Annotated in this window: 22 protein-coding genes and 1 riboswitch; of the genes, 19 read left to right on the forward strand and 3 right to left on the reverse strand. The window is 33.4% G+C overall.

What is annotated here, in order from left to right:
- The first annotated feature begins 152 nt into the window (after positions 1-152).
- The 16 genes from K412_RS0115535 (at position 153) to K412_RS0115620 (ending at position 16153) form a co-directional block, all read left to right on the forward strand.
- Entirely contained in the window at positions 153-953 is an 801-nt protein-coding gene (locus tag K412_RS0115535) for a DUF4097 family beta strand repeat-containing protein (protein ID WP_024833959.1), read from the forward strand.
- Between the two features lie 506 nt (positions 954-1459).
- Positions 1460-2944, forward strand: a complete 1485-nt coding sequence (locus K412_RS0115550) for a dockerin type I repeat-containing protein (RefSeq protein WP_242835645.1) — start codon at positions 1460-1462, stop codon at positions 2942-2944.
- A gap of 189 nt (positions 2945-3133) precedes the next feature.
- The gene (locus tag K412_RS0115555; protein WP_024833961.1) at positions 3134-4252 is read left to right on the forward strand and encodes a P-loop NTPase family protein; all 1119 of its coding nucleotides are present in this window, start codon (positions 3134-3136) and stop codon (positions 4250-4252) included.
- A complete protein-coding gene (locus K412_RS0115560) occupies positions 4249-5484 on the forward strand; it encodes a TadA family conjugal transfer-associated ATPase (RefSeq protein WP_024833962.1) in 1236 nt (411 codons plus the stop codon). Before K412_RS0115555 ends, K412_RS0115560 begins: the two co-directional genes overlap by 4 nt.
- An 11-nt stretch (positions 5485-5495) precedes the next feature.
- Positions 5496-6239 (forward strand): type II secretion system F family protein, encoded by a 744-nt coding sequence (locus K412_RS0115565; protein WP_024833963.1) that lies wholly within the window; start codon positions 5496-5498, stop codon positions 6237-6239.
- A gap of 6 nt (positions 6240-6245) precedes the next feature.
- Entirely contained in the window at positions 6246-6452 is a 207-nt protein-coding gene (locus K412_RS0115570) for a hypothetical protein (RefSeq protein ID WP_024833964.1), read from the forward strand.
- A 103-nt stretch (positions 6453-6555) separates the two neighbouring features.
- Positions 6556-8040, forward strand: coding sequence for an IS21 family transposase (gene istA / locus K412_RS0115575; protein WP_024831343.1), 1485 nt, complete (start codon positions 6556-6558; stop codon positions 8038-8040).
- A complete protein-coding gene (gene istB / locus K412_RS0115580) occupies positions 8040-8798 on the forward strand; it encodes an IS21-like element ISCth9 family helper ATPase IstB (protein WP_024831344.1) in 759 nt (252 codons plus the stop codon). Before istA ends, istB begins: the two co-directional genes overlap by 1 nt.
- 53 nt (positions 8799-8851) lie before the next feature.
- Positions 8852-9559: a type II secretion system F family protein gene (locus tag K412_RS0115585; RefSeq protein WP_024833965.1), complete on the forward strand. Its 708-nt coding sequence runs from the start codon at positions 8852-8854 to the stop codon at positions 9557-9559.
- Between the two features lie 41 nt (positions 9560-9600).
- A complete protein-coding gene (locus K412_RS0115590; RefSeq protein WP_024833966.1) occupies positions 9601-9810 on the forward strand; it encodes a Flp1 family type IVb pilin in 210 nt (69 codons plus the stop codon).
- Between the two features lie 10 nt (positions 9811-9820).
- Positions 9821-10417, forward strand: a complete 597-nt coding sequence (locus K412_RS0115595; RefSeq protein ID WP_024833967.1) for a TadE/TadG family type IV pilus assembly protein — start codon at positions 9821-9823, stop codon at positions 10415-10417.
- 10 nt (positions 10418-10427) lie between these two features.
- Positions 10428-12575 (forward strand): DUF5702 domain-containing protein, encoded by a 2148-nt coding sequence (locus tag K412_RS0115600; RefSeq protein WP_024833968.1) that lies wholly within the window; start codon positions 10428-10430, stop codon positions 12573-12575.
- A 51-nt stretch (positions 12576-12626) separates the two neighbouring features.
- A complete protein-coding gene (locus K412_RS0115605; RefSeq protein ID WP_242835647.1) occupies positions 12627-13649 on the forward strand; it encodes an endonuclease toxin domain-containing protein in 1023 nt (340 codons plus the stop codon).
- A complete protein-coding gene (locus K412_RS0115610; protein ID WP_024833970.1) occupies positions 13633-14178 on the forward strand; it encodes a prepilin peptidase in 546 nt (181 codons plus the stop codon). Before K412_RS0115605 ends, K412_RS0115610 begins: the two co-directional genes overlap by 17 nt.
- Before the next feature lie 35 nt (positions 14179-14213).
- Positions 14214-15614: a DUF6382 domain-containing protein gene (locus K412_RS0115615; protein ID WP_024833971.1), complete on the forward strand. Its 1401-nt coding sequence runs from the start codon at positions 14214-14216 to the stop codon at positions 15612-15614.
- Between the two features lie 35 nt (positions 15615-15649).
- Positions 15650-16153, forward strand: coding sequence for an A24 family peptidase (locus K412_RS0115620; protein ID WP_024833972.1), 504 nt, complete (start codon positions 15650-15652; stop codon positions 16151-16153).
- Here K412_RS0115620 and K412_RS0115625 read toward each other — a convergent pair.
- Entirely contained in the window at positions 16148-17017 is an 870-nt protein-coding gene (locus K412_RS0115625) for a patatin-like phospholipase family protein (RefSeq protein WP_024833973.1), read from the reverse strand. The genes K412_RS0115620 and K412_RS0115625 overlap by 6 nt on opposite strands.
- Positions 17018-17211: 194 nt before the next feature.
- Here K412_RS0115625 and K412_RS0115630 point away from each other — a divergent pair, with 194 nt between their 5' ends.
- Positions 17212-17628 (forward strand): secondary thiamine-phosphate synthase enzyme YjbQ, encoded by a 417-nt coding sequence (locus tag K412_RS0115630; RefSeq protein ID WP_024833974.1) that lies wholly within the window; start codon positions 17212-17214, stop codon positions 17626-17628.
- A 187-nt stretch (positions 17629-17815) separates the two neighbouring features.
- Here the strand turns inward: K412_RS0115630 and K412_RS0115635 are convergent, their stop codons facing one another.
- Together K412_RS0115635 and K412_RS0115640 are read right to left on the reverse strand one after the other, a co-directional pair.
- Entirely contained in the window at positions 17816-18301 is a 486-nt protein-coding gene (locus K412_RS0115635) for a deoxycytidylate deaminase (RefSeq protein WP_024833975.1), read from the reverse strand.
- Positions 18302-18373: 72 nt separating this feature from the next.
- Positions 18374-19606, reverse strand: a complete 1233-nt coding sequence (locus tag K412_RS0115640; protein ID WP_034848036.1) for an amidase domain-containing protein — start codon at positions 19604-19606, stop codon at positions 18374-18376.
- A gap of 117 nt (positions 19607-19723) precedes the next feature.
- On the opposite strand from K412_RS0115640, the gene K412_RS0115645 reads away from it, so the two are divergent.
- Both K412_RS0115645 and dapB read left to right on the forward strand, forming a co-directional pair.
- Positions 19724-20515, forward strand: coding sequence for a 3D domain-containing protein (locus tag K412_RS0115645; RefSeq protein WP_024833977.1), 792 nt, complete (start codon positions 19724-19726; stop codon positions 20513-20515).
- A gap of 85 nt (positions 20516-20600) precedes the next feature.
- A riboswitch (cyclic di-AMP (ydaO/yuaA leader) is annotated at positions 20601-20743 on the forward strand.
- 141 nt (positions 20744-20884) lie between these two features.
- Positions 20885-21742 (forward strand): 4-hydroxy-tetrahydrodipicolinate reductase, encoded by an 858-nt coding sequence (dapB, locus tag K412_RS0115650; RefSeq protein ID WP_034847623.1) that lies wholly within the window; start codon positions 20885-20887, stop codon positions 21740-21742.
- The last annotated feature ends 2 nt before the right edge of the window (positions 21743-21744 follow it).

Below are 21744 nucleotides of genomic sequence, written 5' to 3' on the forward strand. Positions count from 1 at the left end.
GATTGAAGCTTTACTTAAATTTGCTAAAGGTTAACATGGTGAAATTGAGTTTTCATCTATATACCATATAATAGAATAATAGGAAATAATTGTTTTAAAGCATGGCAATATGTTATGATTCTTGCAACACTATGACTTGCAGGAGTGATAACATGAAAAGGATATCCTTAAGTTTAGTAATGGCTGCATTTATTATTTTAAGCAGCTGTGGCAGTGAGCATAAAGTGTTTCCTAAACATACTACATATAGCTATAATAATGGCTCAGTAAAAGTAAATAAATCAATAAAAACACTTGATATAAATTTAGATTCAGGTAATTTGCAAATATACTGCTGGAATAAAAATGAAATTAAGTATGAAGCAAAACATGTTGTCCGCGGAAATAAATCCGATGAAGATCTTCAAAAACTTTTGAAGAAATATTCTATTAACTCAAGTCAAGAAGAAAAAACAACATTTATTACAGTATCTTACGCTGAAAAAATAAAAAAACCTCAGGATTTTTATACGGAAATAAAGTTAACTGTTCCCCGTAGTATAAAAAATATATCAATTAAGCAAGACATAGGCTCTATCTTAATAGGGGACAAATTTGAGGGAAATATCACAGGTAACGTGGATTCTGTTAATACCGAAATCAAGGCAATGAATGGAAAGCTCATTTGGAAATGTGATACGGGGAACTTTCGACTTGGTTCAGGAAAACTTTTGGGAGATTCTACAGTAAACATAACAACTGGCAATATATCAGCAAAGGCTGAGTGTCAGGATAATTCAGAGTATGTAGTTAAGACAGGTGTGGGTAATGTAGAATTAAGCTTTCCTAAGGATAAGGATGTTACAGTAGACAGCTATGGTACACTGCAAAATAATCAGTTTACCGGAATTGACGGTAACATAAAAGTTAAAGCAGCAACAGATATGGGAAAGATATCTGTCACGGGATACTAATATAGCCTTTTGTAAAAATAATTAAAAAAGTATTTACTAAAAAATCCTAAATATTGTATAATAAGGAATGGAGGAACGTTTATTACATGATAACAAAATATAAGGATAAGGAGGTGAAAAAAAGAAGAACTAAGAAAGCCGCTGCAATTTATTTACTGGCCTTTCACAAGCGGATTAAATTTTAAGGGACTAGAACAATCTATAAGATGTATTCAAATTCTAAAAAATCACTTCGTAAATAAATCACAAACACAGACAGCAAATTACAGTAATTATTATATAAATTCTAATATTTAAGCATTCATTACAATCAAAAAGCTCTCTTTTGACAGCCAACATACAGGCGCGGACATCCTAATTCTACAAAGTGTAAATAAAAATTTTATTTGAATTATTCAATTAAAATTACCCTTGAGGAGGTAACTCATGAAAAAGTGCTGTAAACGTTACTCCGGAAAAAACTTATATATAGAAAATCAAAAATATAATTTAAGAGGGGAAAAGATATGAAGTTTAGTAGTGAAAATATTAAAAAGGGAATTTCTCTTTTAGTATGTATATCAGTTTTTGCTTGTATTTTTGCAGCTGCAGGAATCAGAAACACATCAGCTGCTATTACACCGGCTTTTATTTACGGTGATGTAAATGGAGATAGAACTGTTGATGCTTTAGACCTTTCATTATTGAAAATGTACTTACTTGGAACAATCACTACTTTCCCGAGTGACCAGGGAAAAAACGCTGCTGATGTTGATATGAGTGGCTCTGTAGATTCAATTGATTTATCAATGATAAAAAAATACTTGTTGGGTCAAGGAACTTTGCCTGATCATGATGTTGAAGATCCTCCTGTTCTTGAACCCATAACAATTCCAGCATTTTCATCTCTGCAGGCCAATGCAAAACTGCCAGATCCATTTATGTATAAGACCGGATTAAAAAAAGGTACTCGTATTACCTCAAAGAGTCAGTGGGAACAGCGCCGATATGAAATAAGTCAATTGGCTCAGGCTTATGAATACGGAGTAAAACCAGATAAGCCAGAATCAGTTACTGCTTCCTATAGCAGCAACAAGATTACTATAACATGCAAACAAGGGGGAAAAACAATATCCTTTGCATGCTCAATACAGTATCCTACTACAGGAAAGGCACCGTATCCAGCAATGATAGGTGTAAACATGAATAATCTGAATACCAGTGAAATACTTAAACTGGGAGTTGCGTTAATTACTTTCCCCGCTGATGAAATTGCACAGCAGGTTGACGGAAGCTCAAGAGGAAAAGGAAAGTTTTTTGACCTTTACGGAAGTACATATGATGCAGGAGCATTGATTGCATGGGCTTGGGGTGTTGACCGCCTTATTGATGCACTTGAAATAACACCTGCAGCAAATATAGACCCGACCAAATTAGGTGTAACAGGAGGGTCACGTAATGGAAAGGGCGCTCTTGCAATTGGTGCATTTGATGAAAGAATAGCTCTCACAATTCCTCAGGAATCAGGAAATGGGGGAGCTTCGGGTTGGAGAACAGCTGATGCTCAGAAGGCAGCTGGACAGAACGTTCAGACACTTTCACAAATTGTCGGTGAAAACGTTTGGTTTGCAAAGGCTTTAAATCAATTTGTTAACAATACAACAAAACTTCCTTATGACCATCATGAAATAGAAGCTTTGTGTGCTCCGCGTGGATTGCTAATAATAGAAAATCCTGATTTTGAGTGGTTGGGCAATCAAAGCTGCTGGAATACGGCAACAGCAGGACGCATGATTTATCAGGCACTCGGGGTGCAGGATAATATGGGTTACTCATCAATAGGAGGACATGGCCATTGTGTATTACCTGCATCACAGCAACCAGAAGTAACCGCATTTATTCAGAAATTTCTGCTGGGACAGAATGTAAGTACTAATGTATTCAGGTCAGACAAAACTTATACTTTTGACAAGGCAAGATGGATTGATTGGACTGTACCAAATCTCCAATAATTATATAATTTAAGTTTAAATAAAAGACATGAGGATTAGAATATTCTTCATGTCTTTTATATTCTAAATAATAAAAAATAAAATATTGACAAATGAAAAATATGTTATATAATGGTTATATTAGTAAATTCTAATTAGTTTTTGTCTTTATATTTTCTTTTAAAAAATTTAAAATCTTGGAGATATTTCATGCCACTCATAAAAATCTTAATTATTGATGAGGACCATGAGTATTCAATTAGTTTATGTAATTTTCTTACTCATAGTTACTCAGAAACCTTTGCGGTATATTACTGTAAAGACCTCAGCGACATTAATAATAGTATAAAAAAGACTGAGCCCAATATTATACTTTCTTCAGAAAAATACTACAGTGAGATAAAAAAATATACTAATATTAATTTAATTCTATTATCTTCTTTGAAAAATCCCGAAACAACAATAAAAACCGATTACATATTCAAATACAAAGATGTCAATCAAATTGCTGCTGAAGTAATAAATATACATACAGCAACAGGAAATAAGACATATAGTAACCAAGGAAAGAATACCAAAGTGGTTTCGGTTTTTTCAGCTGCCGGAAATGTAGGCAAAACTTCATTGGCATTAGCAGTTAGCAGTATATGTTCATTCACCGGTTTATCAGTCTTTTATCTGAATCTGGAGCAATTCCAATCAACCAGTATCTTTTTTAACAATAATAATCAATATTCATTTTCTGATATTATATATTTTGCAAAGGAAAAAGATAAAAACCTTGTAACAAAAATTCCTGTTATCTGTTCCAAAGAAAATGATTCGGGTGTTCATTATTTTAGTCAGACAAATAATGTATTTGACATAAAAGAAATGCTGCCGGAAGATATTGACTTTATTGTTACTGCTATTATGGACTGTGGATATTATGACATTGTCATGATAGATATGGATTCACAACTTAATGAAAATACAATGAAAGTTTTTGAAAAATCCGATGAAATTTTGTATGTTATAACAAATGAAGAAAGTTGTTTACATAAAACAAGATTGTTTATTGACAGCATAGATTTACTTTCAAAGAGCTTTAAAAATAAAGCTTATTTGAAAAATAAAATAAAATATATAGCAAACAAAGTATCTCAACAGGCTCTCCTGTCTGACAAATTCTATCTTGAGCAGGAGCTCATGTCTCAAATTGTCTATGATTCCAATTTTCCTTCTCTAAATGATCTTTCCAAATTTAATGGGGGGTCTGCAATGATACTTAACTCGTACAGTGAAATAGCGGGTAGATATATTAAAAATAACATGGAGGGTACGGTGTGAAGCAGGAACTCATCAATGAAATAAAAGCTACAATTAATGAAAATATTGACTTAAATAGGAATTTCACAGATCACGAAATTAATGAGTTGGTAGTTCGTACTGTATTGGATAAATCAAAACAAGTTTTTCTTAATAACGTTGAAAAAAAGCAAATAATAGAATCTGTTTTTAACTCTCTTCGCAGACTTGATATATTACAGCCCATTCTAGAGGACAATCAGGTAACAGAAATAATGATTAATGGTCCTAACAATATATTTGTTGAAAAGGAAGGAAAAATCAAACGTCTTGAAATTGCCTTTGAATCTCAGCAAAAGTTGGAAGACATTATACAGATAATGGTGACAGCGGTAAACAGAACAGTTAACGAATCAAATCCTATTGTTGATGCAAGATTAAAGGATGGCTCAAGGCTTAACGTAGTGCTTCCTCCTATTGCATTGAATGGCCCTATTGTAACTATAAGAAAATTCCCGGGGAAACCCATTGACATGGAAAGACTGATTGAATTAGAATCCTTGACTCGTGAGGCTGCAGAGGCACTAAAAATGCTGGTTATGGCAAAATATAATATATTTGTAGCAGGTGGTACTGGTTCGGGAAAGACAACCTTCCTCAATGCACTTTCAAACTTTATTCCCACAGATGAAAGAATAATAACTATAGAAGATTCTGCAGAACTTCAAATAACAAATATAGCAAATCTTGTAAGTCTTGAAACCAGAAATGCCAATGTAGAAGGAAGAGGAGAAATAACCATCAAAAACCTTATAAAAACAGCCTTAAGAATGAGGCCAAATCGAATAATTGTTGGAGAGGTCAGGGGTGAAGAAGCAATAGATATGCTAGCTGCAATGAATACGGGACATGACGGATCACTTAGCACAGGGCATGCTAATTCTACTCAAGATATGTTTTCACGACTGGAAACAATGATTCTAAGTACTGCAACTTTGCCACTTGAGGCTGTGAGAAAACAGATAGCTTCGGCGATAGATATAATCATATTTCTTTCAAGGCTAAGGGACGGCTCCAGACGTACAATGGAGATTTCAGAAGTATTGGAAATAGAAGATGGATTGATAAAATTAAATCCGCTTTTTATATTTGAAGAAACAATTCAAAAAGAGCAGCAAAACCTTAATAATGTGTTTGGAAGCTTAAAAAGAACATTAAATCCATTAATAAATAAACATAAAATGATAAATTCGGGGATTTATGATGATTTTTAGGAGGAATTTAATTGGTTAACTATAATGAATATTCGATTCCATTGAAAATGAAATTATTATATGCACTATCAGCTGTAGCTGTTGTATTTGCTATTTCTTATATGTTTTACAGGAGTGTTATCATTTCAATTATAATAAGCCCATTAGGTATATTTTATTTAAAATACAAAAGAAAACAGATAATACATAAAAGAAAAAGAGAACTTAATTTACAATTCAAAGATTTACTCATATCCCTATCATCTTCTTTGTCAGCGGGAAAACCCTTGGAAAAGTCTTTTGTAGGAGCTCTTTCAGACCTCTATGTTTTATATCCCAGCGATGATGCATATATAGTCCAGGAATCAAAAATTATTATTAATAAACTGTCACTGAATGTGAGTATCGAAGATGCAATTTCAGATTTTGCAGACCGCTCTGACATAGATGACATAAAAAATTTCTCGGATGTAATTATAATATGTAAACGGACTGGTGGAAATCTGATTGAAGCAATTAAGAATTCATCAAGAATAATAAGTGAAAAAATTGAAATGAAACAGGAAATTGAAACATTACTTTCATCCAGAAAATTTGAACAGAAAATTCTAAATATTATGCCAATTGCAATGATTTTTGTTTTGTCAATAACTGCAACAGAGTATATAAAGCCAGTATTTACTACTGTTACAGGCCGGATATCAGTAACATTGTGCTTGATTCTTCTTATATCTGCATATTTGATTTCAAATAAAATAATGAATATAAAATTGTGAGGTATTATGGTAGTTTTATGGATTTTAAGCGGAATTGCCTTAGTTGTTTACATAATAGCGTTTATCATAATATTATTTAAAAATTATTCAGAGTATTCTAAATATTGTGGTGTTTTAAATTCAAAGGAGCATCCTTTAAAAAGTTTACTGCCTTTTGGGTTATATATATTAGATAGATTTAGATATTCATTTAATTCAGCTTATGACTGTTAGTGCTACTCTAAAATTGTACCACATACCGGTAAAAAATTAGGCCACCTTAATCAAATTTCCTGTATGATTATGTTGACAGCATCATCGTACAGGAGGAAAGGATATGATTAAGATGGCACAATTAGAGGATATCAGAAAAATGTACTTCATGGAAGACCTAAGTATCAGGGAAATAAGCCGCAGAACTGGAATGCACAGGGATACGATCTCAAAATATATTTCCATGGATGAACCAAAACCGCCGAAATATAAGTTGACAAAAGAACGTAGCCATCCGGTATTAGGCCCATACATACCAATGATCAAGCAAATAATAGAAGACGATAAAACAAGGCATCGTAAGCAGCGTCACACAGGGACTAAAATATTTGAGACACTTAAAAAAGAAGGCTTCTTGGGCGGATACAATACTGTAATGGATTACCTGAGGAAGGAATACAGAAAGCAAAAGGAAGCTTTCCTGCCATTGGAGTTCGAACTGGGGGCCTATGCAGAAGTGGACTGGACAGAAGCATACTTTTATCTGAAAGGCAAAGAAACCAAGGCACATTTGTTTGTAATGAAGTTGAGAGGATCAGGCGGATTCTACGTAAGAGCATACCCTTTTGAGAAACAGGAAGCATTTTTTGATGGGCATATCAAATGCTTTGAGTTTATGAACGGTGTACCATACAAGATAGCATATGACAATCTAAAAACGGCAGTGAAGAAGATACTCGAAGGCAGCAACAGAGAAGAACAGGAGCAATTTATCGCCTTACGTACCCATTACCTTTATGAATCTTCATTCTGCCGGCCAGCAAAGGGAAGCGATAAAGGCGGTGTGGAGAATGCAGGCAAAGAGGCTGTGCGAAGGTTCTTCGTACCCTACCCTGAGGTTGATTCCTTTGAGGAGTTGAATGAATATCTGCACAACGAATGCATAAAGATTTTGGAAAGTAATCCGAAATGGGAGGCGGAAAGGGCTGCTTTGAGGCCATTACCGACAGTAAGGTTTGATGGCGCGAGGTATAAAGAAGCAAAGGTCAACCGCTATTCTATGGTACAGTTTGAAACTAACCGATACTCTGTTCCCACGATATATGTGGGAGAGAAAGTCACTGTTAAAGCTACAGCAGATGAAGTAAAAATACTATACAAAGGGACAATGATAGCAAGCCATCCAAGGATATACGGACGATACCAGGAGCAGATAAAGCTTGATCACTATCTGGAACTGCTGCTGCAAAAATCACGCGCCCTGGGCAACACAAAAGTATATAAACCTCAGATGCTGGCACCCGTTTATGAGCAGTATCGTCGAAGCTTAAATGCAAGAAGTCCGAGAGGCAACAGGGAATTCGTAAAGATACTTATGCTGCACAGGGATTACCCTACGGCACTGGTGACAGAAGCTATTGAAATAGCTATGGCATACAATGTATACAGTTATGACGGTTTATTTAACATATTAGGACAGCTGCTGGTCTCAGGCAATCCTAAGACGGCTCCTGTCAGCAAAGACAAGCTTCAGGGCATCCCCGAGGTTGTTGTAATACCTCCTGATCTCAGCAAATACAGCGCTCTCATGTCAGGAGGTGGGCAATAATGCCGGTCAATAAAATGCTTATTGAAACTTACTTGAAGAAGCTAAAAATGCCTCAGGTGGCAAAAACCTATGAATCCCTGGCAAGAGAAGCCGCAGACAACAATCTGGATTATGAAGAATATCTGCTGTGTGTGCTGGAGCAGGAAGTACACCAGCGGGAGAACAACCGGATTCAGAGAGGGATACGACAAGCGGGCTTCCCCGTAATCAAAACGATTGAAAGCTTTGACTTCCTTGCCATACCTTCTTTGAACAAACCACGGGTATTGAAACTCATGCAGGGAGAATATATCCGAAGAAGAGAAAATGTCATTTTGATAGGCAACTCCGGAGTAGGGAAAACCCATATTGCAACTGCGCTCGGTTACGAGGCTTGTCGGCAGGGTATGAAGGTCAAATTCTATACGGCAGCTGGTTTGATAAATGAATTGCTTGCAGCACAGCAGGAATATCGTCTTAACAAGTTAGAAAAGCAATGGCTGGCGCCGCAATTAGTGATCCTTGACGAATTGGGCTATGTGCCCTTCAATAAAGTCGGAGCTGAATTATTGTTCCAGTTCTGCTCCTCCCGATATGAGAGAGGCAGCCTGATCATAACTACAAACTTAGAATTTCCAAAATGGACGGAGGTGTTAGGCGATGAACAAATGACAGCTGCCCTGCTTGACCGCCTGACCCATAATGCACACATACTGAACATCAATGGTGAAAGCTACAGGTTTAAGCAGGCTCTTTCCAAGCAGGCAAATAATGACTGATTTTTTATGAAATGGTGGCCTGATTTTACTCCGGTAAGTGGCCTAAATTTTGATTGACATTAACATATGACAGAAGGACAATAGGAAGTATTAGTGAAATTTATGGGCAGGAATATTCTGCATTTTATATACGAATATTTCACGCAAAGAAAGTTGTACTTTTGACTTTGATTGTTCCCGGTGAATTACTTGTAGGAATTTTATCTGATTATCAGGCTGTATTTAATGTATACATAATTCTTTTATTCGGAATATTGATATTTCTGGATGATATCAGACTTAGCCGTCAGGTAAAAAAACGCCGTCTGGAAATACAGCTGGAGTTTCCTAATTTCATAAATAAACTTACATTATTACTTAATGCAGGACTGACAATATCAAAAGCCTGGGAAAAAATTTCTTTGGACAGCAAAAAGGATTGCACTTTTTATAAGGAAGTAGAAAAAACTGTTTCCCAGCTTAAAACAGGTGTAAGCGAATCAGAAGCGTTTGGAGAATTTGCAAAAAGACTAAAAGCACCTGAAATATCTAGAGTTATGTCGACAATTATTCAGAATACTAAAAAAGGAGGGAAGGATCTTGTATTGACATTAAAGCTTCAGTCAAATGAAAGCTGGGAAATACGAAAAAATGCAGTAAGAAGACTTGGTGAAGAGGCCTCTACAAAGCTTCTTTTTCCAATGATGATTATGTTTTTTGCAATAATTATCATTGTAGTTACGCCTTCATTAATATCTATGCAGGGTATATCAAATTTCTAGAAAATCAATTAAAACTGTATTTGCGAATAAGGAGGATTACTATGATTGCAGAATTAAAAAGGTTTATAAAAGAAGAAGACGGTATGGGAACGGTTGAAGTTATTATTATAATCGCTGTTCTTGTGGGTGTTGCTCTGCTTTTTAGAAAGCAGCTGATTACTTTTGTAAATGGTATAATAAAAAATCTTTTTCCGGATGCAAGCAAGCTTGAGAATAATAGGAATGGCGCTGATATTAAGCTTGTAGGTTAGGTATATTATTATGAAAAATACTAAAGGCAGTATTACTGTTGAAACTTCATTGATTTTTTCTGTAGTTTTTCTAATGTTAGCTGCATTTGTGTACATATTTGTTATTATGTATAAATATGTGGAGGTGCAAAGTGTAGCTGATGAAGCTGCAGTAAAGGGAGCTAGGTATTATGTAAATCAGACAGAAGAAAATTACTGCTCATATAAATTAAATGAACTTTATTGGAGAATTTATGATTCGAATAAGAACAAAAAAGTATCAGACATTAGTGCTTATGTAACCAAAATATTAGACAAGTCTATTTTTCCCACTGAAAATAAAGTTTCCGTAAATATATATAACAAAATTCTTATGAAAAAACTAAAAATAGAAGTTCATGAGAAATATCCGCTTCCAGTAGGTAATATGTTTGATATTTTTGGGTTATCTCCGGTACTAAATATTAAAGCTATGTCTAATTCACCATTGGATGAAAATGCAGAATTTATAAGAAACATGGATATTGTGAAAGATATCTATAATTGTGTTCAAAACAGGGATACCAAATGGATTGGAGAGGATTCACAGATAGAAGATATAATCGAAAAACTGTTGAAGAAAAATTAAAGGAGAAGTTATGGTGGGACATCATAAAACTAAAGGTACAATAACAATATTCTTAAGCATAGTTTTGTCTGCTGTATTTCTGGTTATTGGAACTTTTACTGATGGAGCCAGACTCAGGCTTGCTCATTCACATGTGCAAAGGTCAAATAAATCTGCCCTTTCCTCAGTGCTTGCAAATTATAAGAATGAATTAAAAGATGAGTATGGACTTTTTGGAGTTTATATTGATGAGGATTCACTAGAGGAAACTTTTGAAGAGTATTTCAGTAAAAACCTTGGAATTGTTGGTGAAGGTAACTCTATGTACGACTTTATTATAGATGATATTAATCTTGATAGTACATACAGTCTTGAGGATAAAGACGTGTTTGAAAAGCAAATACTTGAGTTCATGAAGTACAGGGCACCATACAAACTGGCCACTGAACTTATTGAAAAGGTAAAGGGAATCGACAATATTTCAAAAGGCTCAAAAATATACACTCAGAAAATAAAGACAGACAAGCAAGCAGCAGAAATAGGAGAAATTCAGCTTTTACTTGAGAGCAAAACAAAGAGAATAAATGAATTAAATTTACCGAACCAATTATCAATTTATAAAAATGATTTAGAAAGTCAAAATACACTTCTAAATGAAAAAAATAAAAGTTTACAAAATCTCCAAATTGCTTTTAATGTTGAAACAGATAAAAAGCAAAAACAAGATATAGAAAATTTAATCAAAAATATACGGGAGGAAATCCAAAGTATAAGTATTGCAAAGGATAATATAAAAAACAGTATTCTTAAGTGTATTAGTGAATTCAAAACATTAAATTCAGATGCCGTTTCAGAAGCGGATGCTATTATAACTAAGAAAAAAGTACTTGTGGACAGGATTAACCAGGAATCAAAACAACTGGAAAAAAGTGAGGATGAAGTACTTGAACTACAAAATTCCTATAAAAACAGCATTGACTATATAAAAAGAATGGTTGAACAAGATAATTCAGAGATGCTGCTGGAGAGTTTCTATCAAAATATTGAAAATTGCAATAAAATAATAAACTCTACGAATAAAGAGGATGAACTTCTAAAATCCCTTGATAAATTCTCAACAATAAACATTGCAAAATACACATATGGTAAAGAACAAGCTGCTTATTCAAAAGATGAAGACAACCGAGAAATAGCTTCTAAAGCACTAAAGGTTGCATTTGAAATAGATAAAGATTTCAAAAAAATACCATATGACCAACTAGAGTACCTTCCATCCCAAAAATCCGGTTTCAAAGAAGAAGGGCAAGCTCGGACATGGGACAGCATGGACTTTGAAGATGAAAGCTGTGGAGTAGATAATTTAAACTATATTACAGATAAAGATAATTTTTTTAGTAACATAGTTAGTAAAATATCTGAAGAACTTTTCTTGAACGAATACATTATGGGAACATTTAAACATGGTGTACCCATATTAAAAGGTCAGACTGAGAAAGATGCTTATAATTTAAGATCAAAAGATAAATCAAAAAGAACATCATTTTTTAGAATTTTTGAGGTAGAGTACATAATAAACGGTCATAGAGATGAAGCTGTAAATTCAATGTTAACAAAATCAGAAATAATGGCAATAAGATTAATTGCAAATGTCTTGCATATATATACTGACAATTCAAAATCTACAAGGGTTACAGCTCTTGCAGCAGCATTAAGCTCTTGGTGTGCCGGTCTGTCAACACCGTTTATTCAAACAATGCTTACTCTGTCATGGGCTACTTTTGAGTCTTTGTATGATATTAACTTACTTGAAAAAGGAGGAAAAGTTCCATTGTTTAAGACAAATAATCAATGGATAACGGACATTTCCGGAGCTGTTATAAAAAAAGAAGTGAATAAAGCTGACAATGATACCTTGTGCCTTAGTTATCATGATTACTTAAAAATATTTCTTGTGGCTATGAATAAGGATAAAAAGCTTTCAAGAGTACAGGATATTGTTAAGCTAAACACAAGTGTTAAAAATCCGGGTTTTCTTTTAAATGATTGCAAAGTTTTCATAAAAGCTGATACTAAAGTTTCAATAAAAAATCTATTTTTAGCATTTCCAATGTTTACTGCTGATACCAGAAGAAATATTAGTAGAACTTATATTAGTGAAAGTATGTATCTTGGATACTAAGGGGGGCTTTGTCTGAAGAGGAAAGGGATAGGGGACAGAGGGGCCATTACAGTGGAAGCTGCTATTTGTTTGCCATTTTTTATAATGGTCGTAATTTTATTTGTTTTCTTAATAAAGGCATATTTTGCACATGAGATAATTCAGCATGCTATATCAGGGGCTTGTAATGAAATGAGTGTATACAGCCTCATATATTATAGTACAAATGCAGAGGATTTGATTGGAGGAGTAGAAAAATTCATTAATTCCGAAAAAGTAAGTGATGAACTTGAAAATACAGAGCTTTTACATTATATCAGAGAATTTGGAAAGGATGTGAAGGATTACCTCCGGGCACAGGCTGTACTGGTTCCCATAACTAAAATTCTTGTAAGGGAATATCTTGGTACTTCGTCAGATAGAGCAGATATAAAACTTAAAAATTTAAATCTTACTGATGGGTTAGAGGGAATTGACTTTACTCAAAGTAAATTCCTTGATGATGGTAGAAGTATAGATATTGTTGCTGAATATGAGTTGGAATTTCCGTTTCTTACACAATTACTGCCCGGGATTAAAATAACTCAGACTGCCTCTGCTTGTGTTTGGGCAGGGGAAGATGGCGTAAGTTCATTAAAAGGTGATAGTGAAGAAAATGAACAATGCGTATGGGATTTGGAAAATATCAAAAGAGGTCGAGAAATACGCAGACTTCAAGGAGCAAATCTGCCTTTTAATTTTCCTGTAATATCAAAATATGATAATGGAATAGCTACTAGTATTAAAAGCCTTAATCTTGATGAACTATATTACCATAACACAGATAATCTTCAAAGTAAGGTAAAGGGGTATATCAAAAAACTTCAAGAGTTTAATGGAGGAAAAAGAGGTTCTGTCACAATAGACGGTAGCCAAATATATAAGAAAGAACTGATATTGGTGGTGCCAGAAACAAATATTACTAGTGCTCAATTGCAAACTTTGAATAAATGTATAGATATTGCCGAAGAGAATGGGATAAGATTAAAAATTGTAAAGGCATATGGTAAACAAAATAATTCAAAAAATGGGGTGGATAATGGAAAGGCAAATTGAGACAAAAAAATTAAAATTAGCAGCATCTATAATTTGCACAGTAATATGGATATTAGGGACTATTGTAACAGTATTCTTTATTAATAAGTCCAAGGTGGCAGTTGCCATAGAAGTACTATTGGTTGTTCAGCTTTTGGCAGCACTCTGGGATATAAACAGCATGACAATTCCTGTTAAAATTACTGTTCCGGCAATTTTAACAGGTGTTGGTATTATGGCTTTGACAGGGCGAATTTTAGAAGGAATGGCAGCTTTAACTATTTCATTTATAATCATGAAGCTTTTGGCTGTCATATCCCGAAATCAGATTGGTGGTGGAGATGTTGCAATCATGACTGTAACAGGACTGTATACCGGAATAAGCACTTTAATTTCCATACTTTTTACATCTGTAACTTTAGCAGGAATATTTTCTGCAATTTTTATTGTAAGTCGTAAAGCTCATAAGAAAATGGAGATACCTTTTGCTCCGTTTATACTTTCTGCAACAGTATTATTGATTTTAATAGGTTATGTAAAATATTTATAAATAAAAAACTGTCGGGGTGATATAAATTGATTGATATGATTGAACAAAATTACGGCATTCATTATGATAACGATTCAACGGCTAATTACCTGGTTTTAAGTTCTGTAAACAATAGTAAATTAATAGACTATCAGGTCCAAATGCTACTGAATAACAGGATTCATGGACTTTTGGACTTTCATATAAACTCTGTTGGCAATCAAACAAATTGTTTTTATGATATTACTTCAAAATGTACTCTTGTTAACATAATGAACCGTAAAAGGTATAACCGCTACGAATTTTTGATAACAATGCTAATGATTACAAAAAGTATAATAGGAATTAAGAATTATTTATTAAATACTGATAACATACTTTTGGATGAAAATTACATTTATGTAGACCCTGAAACAATGAACTTATTTTTTGCATATTTACCTTTTGAAAATAACACAAATGATGTTAAAACGTTTTTACTAAATATGATTATAAAACTAGTTAAGTTTCAAGAAGAAGACTGCGATAATTATATACAAAGAATTTTGGAAAACATAAAAAGTGAAATGTTTAATATAATCCGTCTGAAAGAATTATTGGAAAACCTACTGGGTCAGGATATTAAAAAAAATACATCAAATGAAATTATAGATATATCAGATATTGCAGATAAGACAGCAGTTGAAAAGCCAAAATCCCCAATTAAAAGAGGTGAGGTCAAAATACCGAATTTACCTACCAAAGAATTTTCCAATGTAGATGTAAACATAAAATCTAAAGCTCCATTGAAATTATTCAGTAAAATAAACCTTACCTCAATAATAATTCAACCTGTCCTCATAATAATTTTTGTTATAATTTTATCAAGTAATTTTGTGAGAATGTCGGAAAACCCAAAAATCACTGCAATAATTTTGACATTAATCTTTATAGGAATAGATGTTCTTGCAATACGTATTTTAAACGAGAAAAAAGAAGAAAGTAGTGAAAGTTATAAACCTTTAAAATACATTACAGAAAAAATGCGTGAAAACGGTTTTGTACCTGCTAAGCAGATACCTAAAGATAAGGATAATAAAAACTGTGAAGAAACAACATATATAGAAAAAGAAAACTACAATAGCGGTGAAACTGTTATTCTTAGACAAAGCCAGCCTCAAGACACGCCATTTTTGCAAGAAAGAGATGGAGGGAATATTATCAAAGTTGACAGAAACAGTATTTTAATAGGTAGAATGGGAAGTTTTGTAGACTATATAATTGATAATAATGCAGTAGGCAAGGTTCATGCTGAGATTTTGAAGGAAGATGATTCATACTTTATTATGGATTGTAGTTCGAAAAATGGAACTTATTTGAATGATGACAGAATAAAGCCAAATACAAAAATCAAAGTTAACAATAATGACATTATACGATTTGCAAACAAGGAATATACTTTTATAATTCCGTATTAGTAGTTAAAATAAATATTAAAGAAAATGGTTATTACATGATTAAATACATTATTTTGTTTATAATTTTACTTCTTTCAGTATTGAGTGACCTAAAATCATCAAAAATCAGAAATATATATACAGTGTCAGCCATTATTGCTGGATTTACAATTAATACTTACTCATTAGGTATACATGGTTTCAAGGAAAGTATGATAGGCAGTATTATTCCGGTAGTGATATTAGCAATATTCTTTTATGCAAGGCTCATAGGTGCTGGGGATATAAAGCTTTACTCGAGTATTGGAGCTATTTTTGGAATAGAATTTGTAATTATGGCAGCAGCGTACTCTTTTTTGATTTGCGGTTTATATTCATTGGCTACGTTATGCATAAAAAGGAGAGTTCTAAGCACATTTGCTCCATTTTTTAGGGAAATAAAACTATGTTTTATGACACAGAGTATTTCATGTTTTGAAAATAAAACAACCCATACAATTGTTAGAATGTCTCCTTCAATTGCAGCGGGTTGTATATTTCAGATATTATTAACTTTATAATGAGGAGAAATTGCTACATTCTCTACAAAGATGAATTAATTCAGAGTATTTTTCTTCGGCATCTTTATACCCTTCAGCATAGAGCTTTTTAAGATTTTCAGGATTTCTTTCAAACCTTGAGATTTTAACTGGCTTTTTAGGCCTGATAATCACGGCTTTATTTTCTTTCTCCAATTTTTCTGCTAACTTAATACTTTCATTATAATGAATGTGTCTGTTTTTAATTGCTTCTGAAAGATTAGGGTAATTTTTTAGCTTAAGTTTACACAGGGGATACAATCTATTTGGTTTTTTCTCATATCCTTTATGTCTGGTAAGAACAATAACATGTTTGTCAAATCCATTATTGACTGAGTATTGGATAGGAATTGAATCAGAAGGACCCCCGTCAACTAGTTTTCTTCCATCAACTTCAACTATGGGAGAAAGTAAAGGAATAGAACTGGAAGCTCTTACATAAACGTCGTCAACTCTCATATCTTTAACGAGAGAATAATAACTCTTTCCTGTTTCACAATCAGTAGAAACAACTGTTAGTTTGCAATCGGAGTTTTTAAATTTATCGTAATCAAAAGGAATAAGCTTATTAGGAATATCATCAAAAAGAAAATCCATATTAAAAATAGAACCTCTTGTAAAAAGCCCCATAATACTAACATAACGATTGTCGTTACAATACCCTGCATTAATCTCAAGATTTCTGCCTCGCTGCCCAGTTATGTAAGAAACGGAATTGCAGGCTCCTGCTGATACTCCTACAATGTCTTTAAAAAACATTTTATGGTCAAGAAAGAAGTCCAAAACACCTGCAGTATACAACCCGCGCATACCTCCGCCTTCAAGAATTAAATTTACTCTAGCCATTAATGTATTACACTCCTTATATTTCCATGCTTTTTAAAGAATTATATCTCTTTTCCCTGTTTGATTCAATGCAACAATTTTATATTATAATCATATATCCCAAAAATGTACTTTAAAAATAATAGCTGATATAATTAATAAAAAAGAAGTTTATGTAAAAAATAGGTTTTAAATTTATACAGGAGGTTTATTCTATGAAATCTTTCAGAAAAGAGTTATTTTTTAATATACCACGAAGAAGAGCTTATATAAATATAACACACCAGGTTCAGCAGTGTATTGATGAAAGCGGCATTAAAGAAGGAATGGTTTTGGTTAATGCAATGAACATTACTGCAAGTGTTTTTATAAATGATGACGAAGCGGGGCTTCATGCCGATTTTGAAAAATGGCTTGAAAAACTTGCGCCTGAAAAACCTTATAGTCAATATAGCCATAACGGTTATGAAGACAATGCAGATGCACATTTAAAGAGGCAAATAATGGGGAGAGAAGCAGTTATAGCAATTACTAACGGCAAGTTGGATTTTGGAACATGGGAACAGATTTTTTATGGCGAGTATGACGGAAAGAGAGAAAAAAGAGTACTTGTGAAAATTATCGGAGAATAAAAAATTCTTGAAAGAGACATTTTCAACTGATAACTTGCTGGGAATAAACAGTTTGCAATATATTCAGTTAGTGTTGTGCCGGGTGAAATTACTGACGGAAGGTGTAATAACCGCATAAGTCCTAAAAATAGGTTGCTGGCAAAGCTTTCCGTCAGTGCACATTCGGAGTTAACAGGCTCTGGCTTTTTCAAAATGTTAAGGTTATTTCTTTAATATCAGTTTCCAATTTTCTAAATACAACACCTGCTTTATCAAACATCCTTTTGGATGCTTTAACACTATCTGTATCAGCATATTTATCGCTTAAGTAGATTACTTCCCTTATACCTGATTGAATTATAGCCTTTGCACATTCGTTACAGGGAAAGAGGGCGGTATAAATTTTACTGCCTTCAAGTGAAACTCCTCTGTTATTTAGAATTGCATTAAGTTCAGCATGTACGACATAAGGATATTTGGTACAAAGAATATTTCCTTCTCTTTCCCATGGAAATTCATCATCAGAACATCCAAAGGGGAATCCGTTATAACCAACACTTAAAATTCTGTTATTTTTCCCGTCAACAATACAAGAACCAACTGGAGTAGATGGGTCTTTGCTTCTTTTCCCGGATAAAACGGCTATTCCCATAAAATATTCGTCCCAGCTAATATAGTCAGTTCTTTTACTCATGATAAATATCTCCTTTGGCTTATTTTATATTATTTAATTATATAATAATTGTTAACTGAAAGATAAGATAGATTAATTTATACCTGTAATATGAACAAAGTATGTTTTGTATGCATTGTTTGTCCATGGGGTAAACCATGAATCTTCAGTATGTTCTGCTATGACAGGCTCATACCTTTCTTTTCCACTATTATAAACCATTCCTACAATAATGGCTGCATGTGAAATGAATGATTTATTCTTCCAGTGATACTGTATAATATCGCCGGGAACTATATATTTACCTATTGATGCAGTATATTGATTATCTCCCACAATTACTTTCTGAGTAGCTTTTGGACCAAATTCATTATTTTTAAAATTACCTAACAGGGTGCTGTTAAGTCCTCTGGCAGTACTCCAGGTCCAAGAATAATCATCATTTGGGGTTGCCAGAGCTCCTTTTTTGCTATAATACCATTGGAAGGCTCCGGTCTTGTCATTGACAGCACCCCCGGCTCTTAAACATTGGGAAACAAAATTAGTGCAGTCACCGCCTTTCCACTTTTCATCACCGAAATTGATGTATTCCTTTGAGTAATTGTTCCAATGATTGTATGCCCAATTGTAGACTTTATCTCTATTATATTCATCATTATTCACACTGGAAGTGCACATGTATGATGTTTTCCATTGGGTATTGTATGGTACTAATCTTGAAGATTTGCTATTATATGCTTTTTTCAATGCTTTTTCTGCCTCAGATTTTAGTGTAAGAATTTGATTATATAAGTCAGAGAGGTTATCTCTGGTTAGTTTGTCGGAATTGCCTTTTTTTGTTTGAAATTTATCTTGTGTGATTTTCCAAACACCGTTGTCAAATGATAATGTTATTAAATGTACTTCTGATTTTAGGCCTTTTATTGGTTTACCGGAAGGATTTGCAGCATTCCAGTAAATATCTGCTGTCAAGGTTGCCTTAATGCATGCACAATTATCAACAAAAAGAGTTTTATCTATTTTAACCTTAGGATTAACCTTTTCTATTATGTAATCGTTGGAAGCATAAGCAATTATATAATCCTCTAACAGCTGCTTTTTTATAAATAACAAATTTCTTTGAGTGGCTTCGGTTTTATTTGAAAAATATATGTCTATCTCATCAACATTGTGAGACACGACAGATTTAATTTTGGCACAAAGGAATTCTGTTGTTACTTGCACTGCAAGATTATAATTTATCGGTTTAGCCTGTAGACTGACAGGACATAGGATAATGAGGCAAGATAAAAATAAAGTTATAACTTTTTTTATAAAATTAAACATAATATCACCCAAAGTCATTGTCCCCAAATAAAATAATGTTATTCTACATGTATAAATACTGCTAATTTGGAAAATAATCCATATTAGGTTAATTTAATTAATAAGGAGTTCGCATATATGACTGAAAAAGACCAAAAAAAGTCCACAGATATTTGGATGCTCAAGGTGTTAACTATAGCTTTGGTATTGATAAGTACTTTACTAGCTTTTTTCTGTATCAGAGTAAACAATGTAGTAAATCAGTACAAAGAAAAATATAATAATGAATGTGTTCAATCCATGCTTATTATGAAATCAAATCAAGAATTAACAGCAAACACAAATAATTATAAATCTCAAAGTGATGAACTCAGTAAACTTAACAACGACCTAAAGAAACAAAATGAAGAGATTAAAAAACAGCTTGAAGAGCTGAAAAAACAAAATCAGCAATTGGAAGCTGCAAAAAGGGAATTAGCAGATGATAATCTTCAGCTTCAAAAGTCACTTAAAAAGGCTGCAGCAGTAGGTGTAAAACCTCAATCATACAAGATATTCAGTGGTGACATTCCCGAAAATATCAGTAACAGAAAGTATCTTGGTAAATTTCTCGGTACGGCATACACTCCATGTGCTGAGGAATGCGGCAATAACAAGGGCATAACCAGCTCAGGTAAGCCAATAGTACCTGGTGTATCCATAGCAATAGATAACACACATTGGCCTTATGGAACAATATTCTATATTAAGGGGTTAGGATATACTATTGCTATGGACACGGGAAGCGCAATAAAAGGTAAAAACAGATTTGATTTTGCAGTATTAGATAAGAAGTTTGCATATGAGCTTGGACAGCAATATTATGATGTGTATCTCGTAAAGATAGGAAACGGGAAGATTAGTGAATCTATTATAAACAAATCGGCTTAAACAAAAGAAACTTAATAAAAATTAGGAAATATTGACTTATTTATAAAATTGGTATATACTGAAAATGGATTGAAGTCAAAAAATTAATAATTTATCGCTGAATTATAGCGTTTTAATGCTATAAGCGGGGGAACCATTAAATGGGGTGAATCCTGGGTAACCAGGAAGGGTTAGTCTCTTACAACCCGAATCCGGCAGCTAACTTCGTAAGCGTTGGGGAGAAAGTGAATTTTTACATTTTGTAATTTTCCAACCAATGCTACAGTTTTCTGTAGCATTTTTAAGTTTAATCCTTATTCATTTTCTTCAAACTTTAATTATTGAATTTTAAATCTTACTTTATATTTGAAAGGGGAGGTAACTTATTTGATGAAAGTTTGTATCACAGGCTTGGGTCGCACCGGAAAGGAAATTGCACGGACTATATTATTACAAAATGAAATCCAGCTTGTTTCTGCTGTTTGCAGTCCGAACAGCAAATCTTTAAATAAGGATTTGGGCGAAATTCTTGGAATGAATAAAACTGGAATAACAGTTACGGGATCTGATAAACTTGAGGAAGTAATATTCAGGAACAAACCGGACGTTGTTATTGATTTTTCAAATCCAAAATCAGCATTGAAAAATGCTTTAATATTCTCAAAATACAGGATAAATATTGTAGTAGGAACTACGGGCTTTACAGATTATCAGCTAAAAAAGCTGTATGTAATTTGCAGAAAATTCAAAAACGGCATTGTTTATGCACCAAACATAACTATGGGTGTAAATGTATTGATGCTGCTGTCGAATCTTACAGCAAGCATACTAAGTAATTATGATTTTCAGATTACAGAGATGCATCATAAAAACAAATTGGATTCACCATCTGGAACAGCGAAAAAAATAGCTGGAGAAATACAGAGTGGTCTTCTAAACAAGGGAGTTGTAGTTTCCCATAAGGACATACCTATAAATTCAGTAAGGGCCGGAGGAGTAATAGGTAGGCATGAAGTAATGATTGTAGGTCAGGAAGACAAAATAGAAATTAGTCATGAGTCATTTTCAAGAAAAGTATTTGCACAGGGAGCCATAAGTGCAGCGAAATTTATTCATAAAAAATCAGGGTACTACGAAATGAAAGATGTACTAGATTTAGAAAAAGTATTAAAAACTTATATTGAAAATAACAACAAATGGTCGTCAAAGCGCCACAACAAATATAATGCCAAACCGGCTTCAAACTAAAA

The sequence above is a fragment of the Ruminiclostridium josui JCM 17888 genome, from assembly GCF_000526495.1.
Classification (GTDB): domain Bacteria; phylum Bacillota; class Clostridia; order Acetivibrionales; family DSM-1351; genus Ruminiclostridium; species Ruminiclostridium josui.

What these genes read in the sequence shown, in the direction of transcription:
- K412_RS0115620 (WP_024833972.1), top strand. Translation starts at nt 15,650, where the DNA reads ATGATTAAATACATTATTTTGTTTATAATTTTACTTCTTTCAGTATTG.
- K412_RS0115640 (WP_034848036.1), bottom strand. Translation starts at nt 19,606, where the DNA reads ATGTTTAATTTTATAAAAAAAGTTATAACTTTATTTTTATCTTGCCTC.
- K412_RS0115630 (WP_024833974.1), top strand. Translation starts at nt 17,212, where the DNA reads ATGAAATCTTTCAGAAAAGAGTTATTTTTTAATATACCACGAAGAAGA.
- K412_RS0115625 (WP_024833973.1), bottom strand. Translation starts at nt 17,017, where the DNA reads ATGGCTAGAGTAAATTTAATTCTTGAAGGCGGAGGTATGCGCGGGTTG.
- K412_RS0115590 (WP_024833966.1), top strand. Translation starts at nt 9,601, where the DNA reads ATGATTGCAGAATTAAAAAGGTTTATAAAAGAAGAAGACGGTATGGGA.
- K412_RS0115570 (WP_024833964.1), top strand. Translation starts at nt 6,246, where the DNA reads ATGGTAGTTTTATGGATTTTAAGCGGAATTGCCTTAGTTGTTTACATA.
- K412_RS0115610 (WP_024833970.1), top strand. Translation starts at nt 13,633, where the DNA reads ATGGAAAGGCAAATTGAGACAAAAAAATTAAAATTAGCAGCATCTATA.
- K412_RS0115535 (WP_024833959.1), top strand. Translation starts at nt 153, where the DNA reads ATGAAAAGGATATCCTTAAGTTTAGTAATGGCTGCATTTATTATTTTA.
- istB (WP_024831344.1), top strand. Translation starts at nt 8,040, where the DNA reads ATGCCGGTCAATAAAATGCTTATTGAAACTTACTTGAAGAAGCTAAAA.
- K412_RS0115555 (WP_024833961.1), top strand. Translation starts at nt 3,134, where the DNA reads ATGCCACTCATAAAAATCTTAATTATTGATGAGGACCATGAGTATTCA.
- K412_RS0115615 (WP_024833971.1), top strand. Translation starts at nt 14,214, where the DNA reads ATGATTGAACAAAATTACGGCATTCATTATGATAACGATTCAACGGCT.
- K412_RS0115600 (WP_024833968.1), top strand. Translation starts at nt 10,428, where the DNA reads ATGGTGGGACATCATAAAACTAAAGGTACAATAACAATATTCTTAAGC.
- K412_RS0115635 (WP_024833975.1), bottom strand. Translation starts at nt 18,301, where the DNA reads ATGAGTAAAAGAACTGACTATATTAGCTGGGACGAATATTTTATGGGA.
- K412_RS0115550 (WP_242835645.1), top strand. Translation starts at nt 1,460, where the DNA reads ATGAAGTTTAGTAGTGAAAATATTAAAAAGGGAATTTCTCTTTTAGTA.
- K412_RS0115595 (WP_024833967.1), top strand. Translation starts at nt 9,821, where the DNA reads ATGAAAAATACTAAAGGCAGTATTACTGTTGAAACTTCATTGATTTTT.
- dapB (WP_034847623.1), top strand. Translation starts at nt 20,885, where the DNA reads ATGAAAGTTTGTATCACAGGCTTGGGTCGCACCGGAAAGGAAATTGCA.
- K412_RS0115645 (WP_024833977.1), top strand. Translation starts at nt 19,724, where the DNA reads ATGACTGAAAAAGACCAAAAAAAGTCCACAGATATTTGGATGCTCAAG.
- istA (WP_024831343.1), top strand. Translation starts at nt 6,556, where the DNA reads ATGATTAAGATGGCACAATTAGAGGATATCAGAAAAATGTACTTCATG.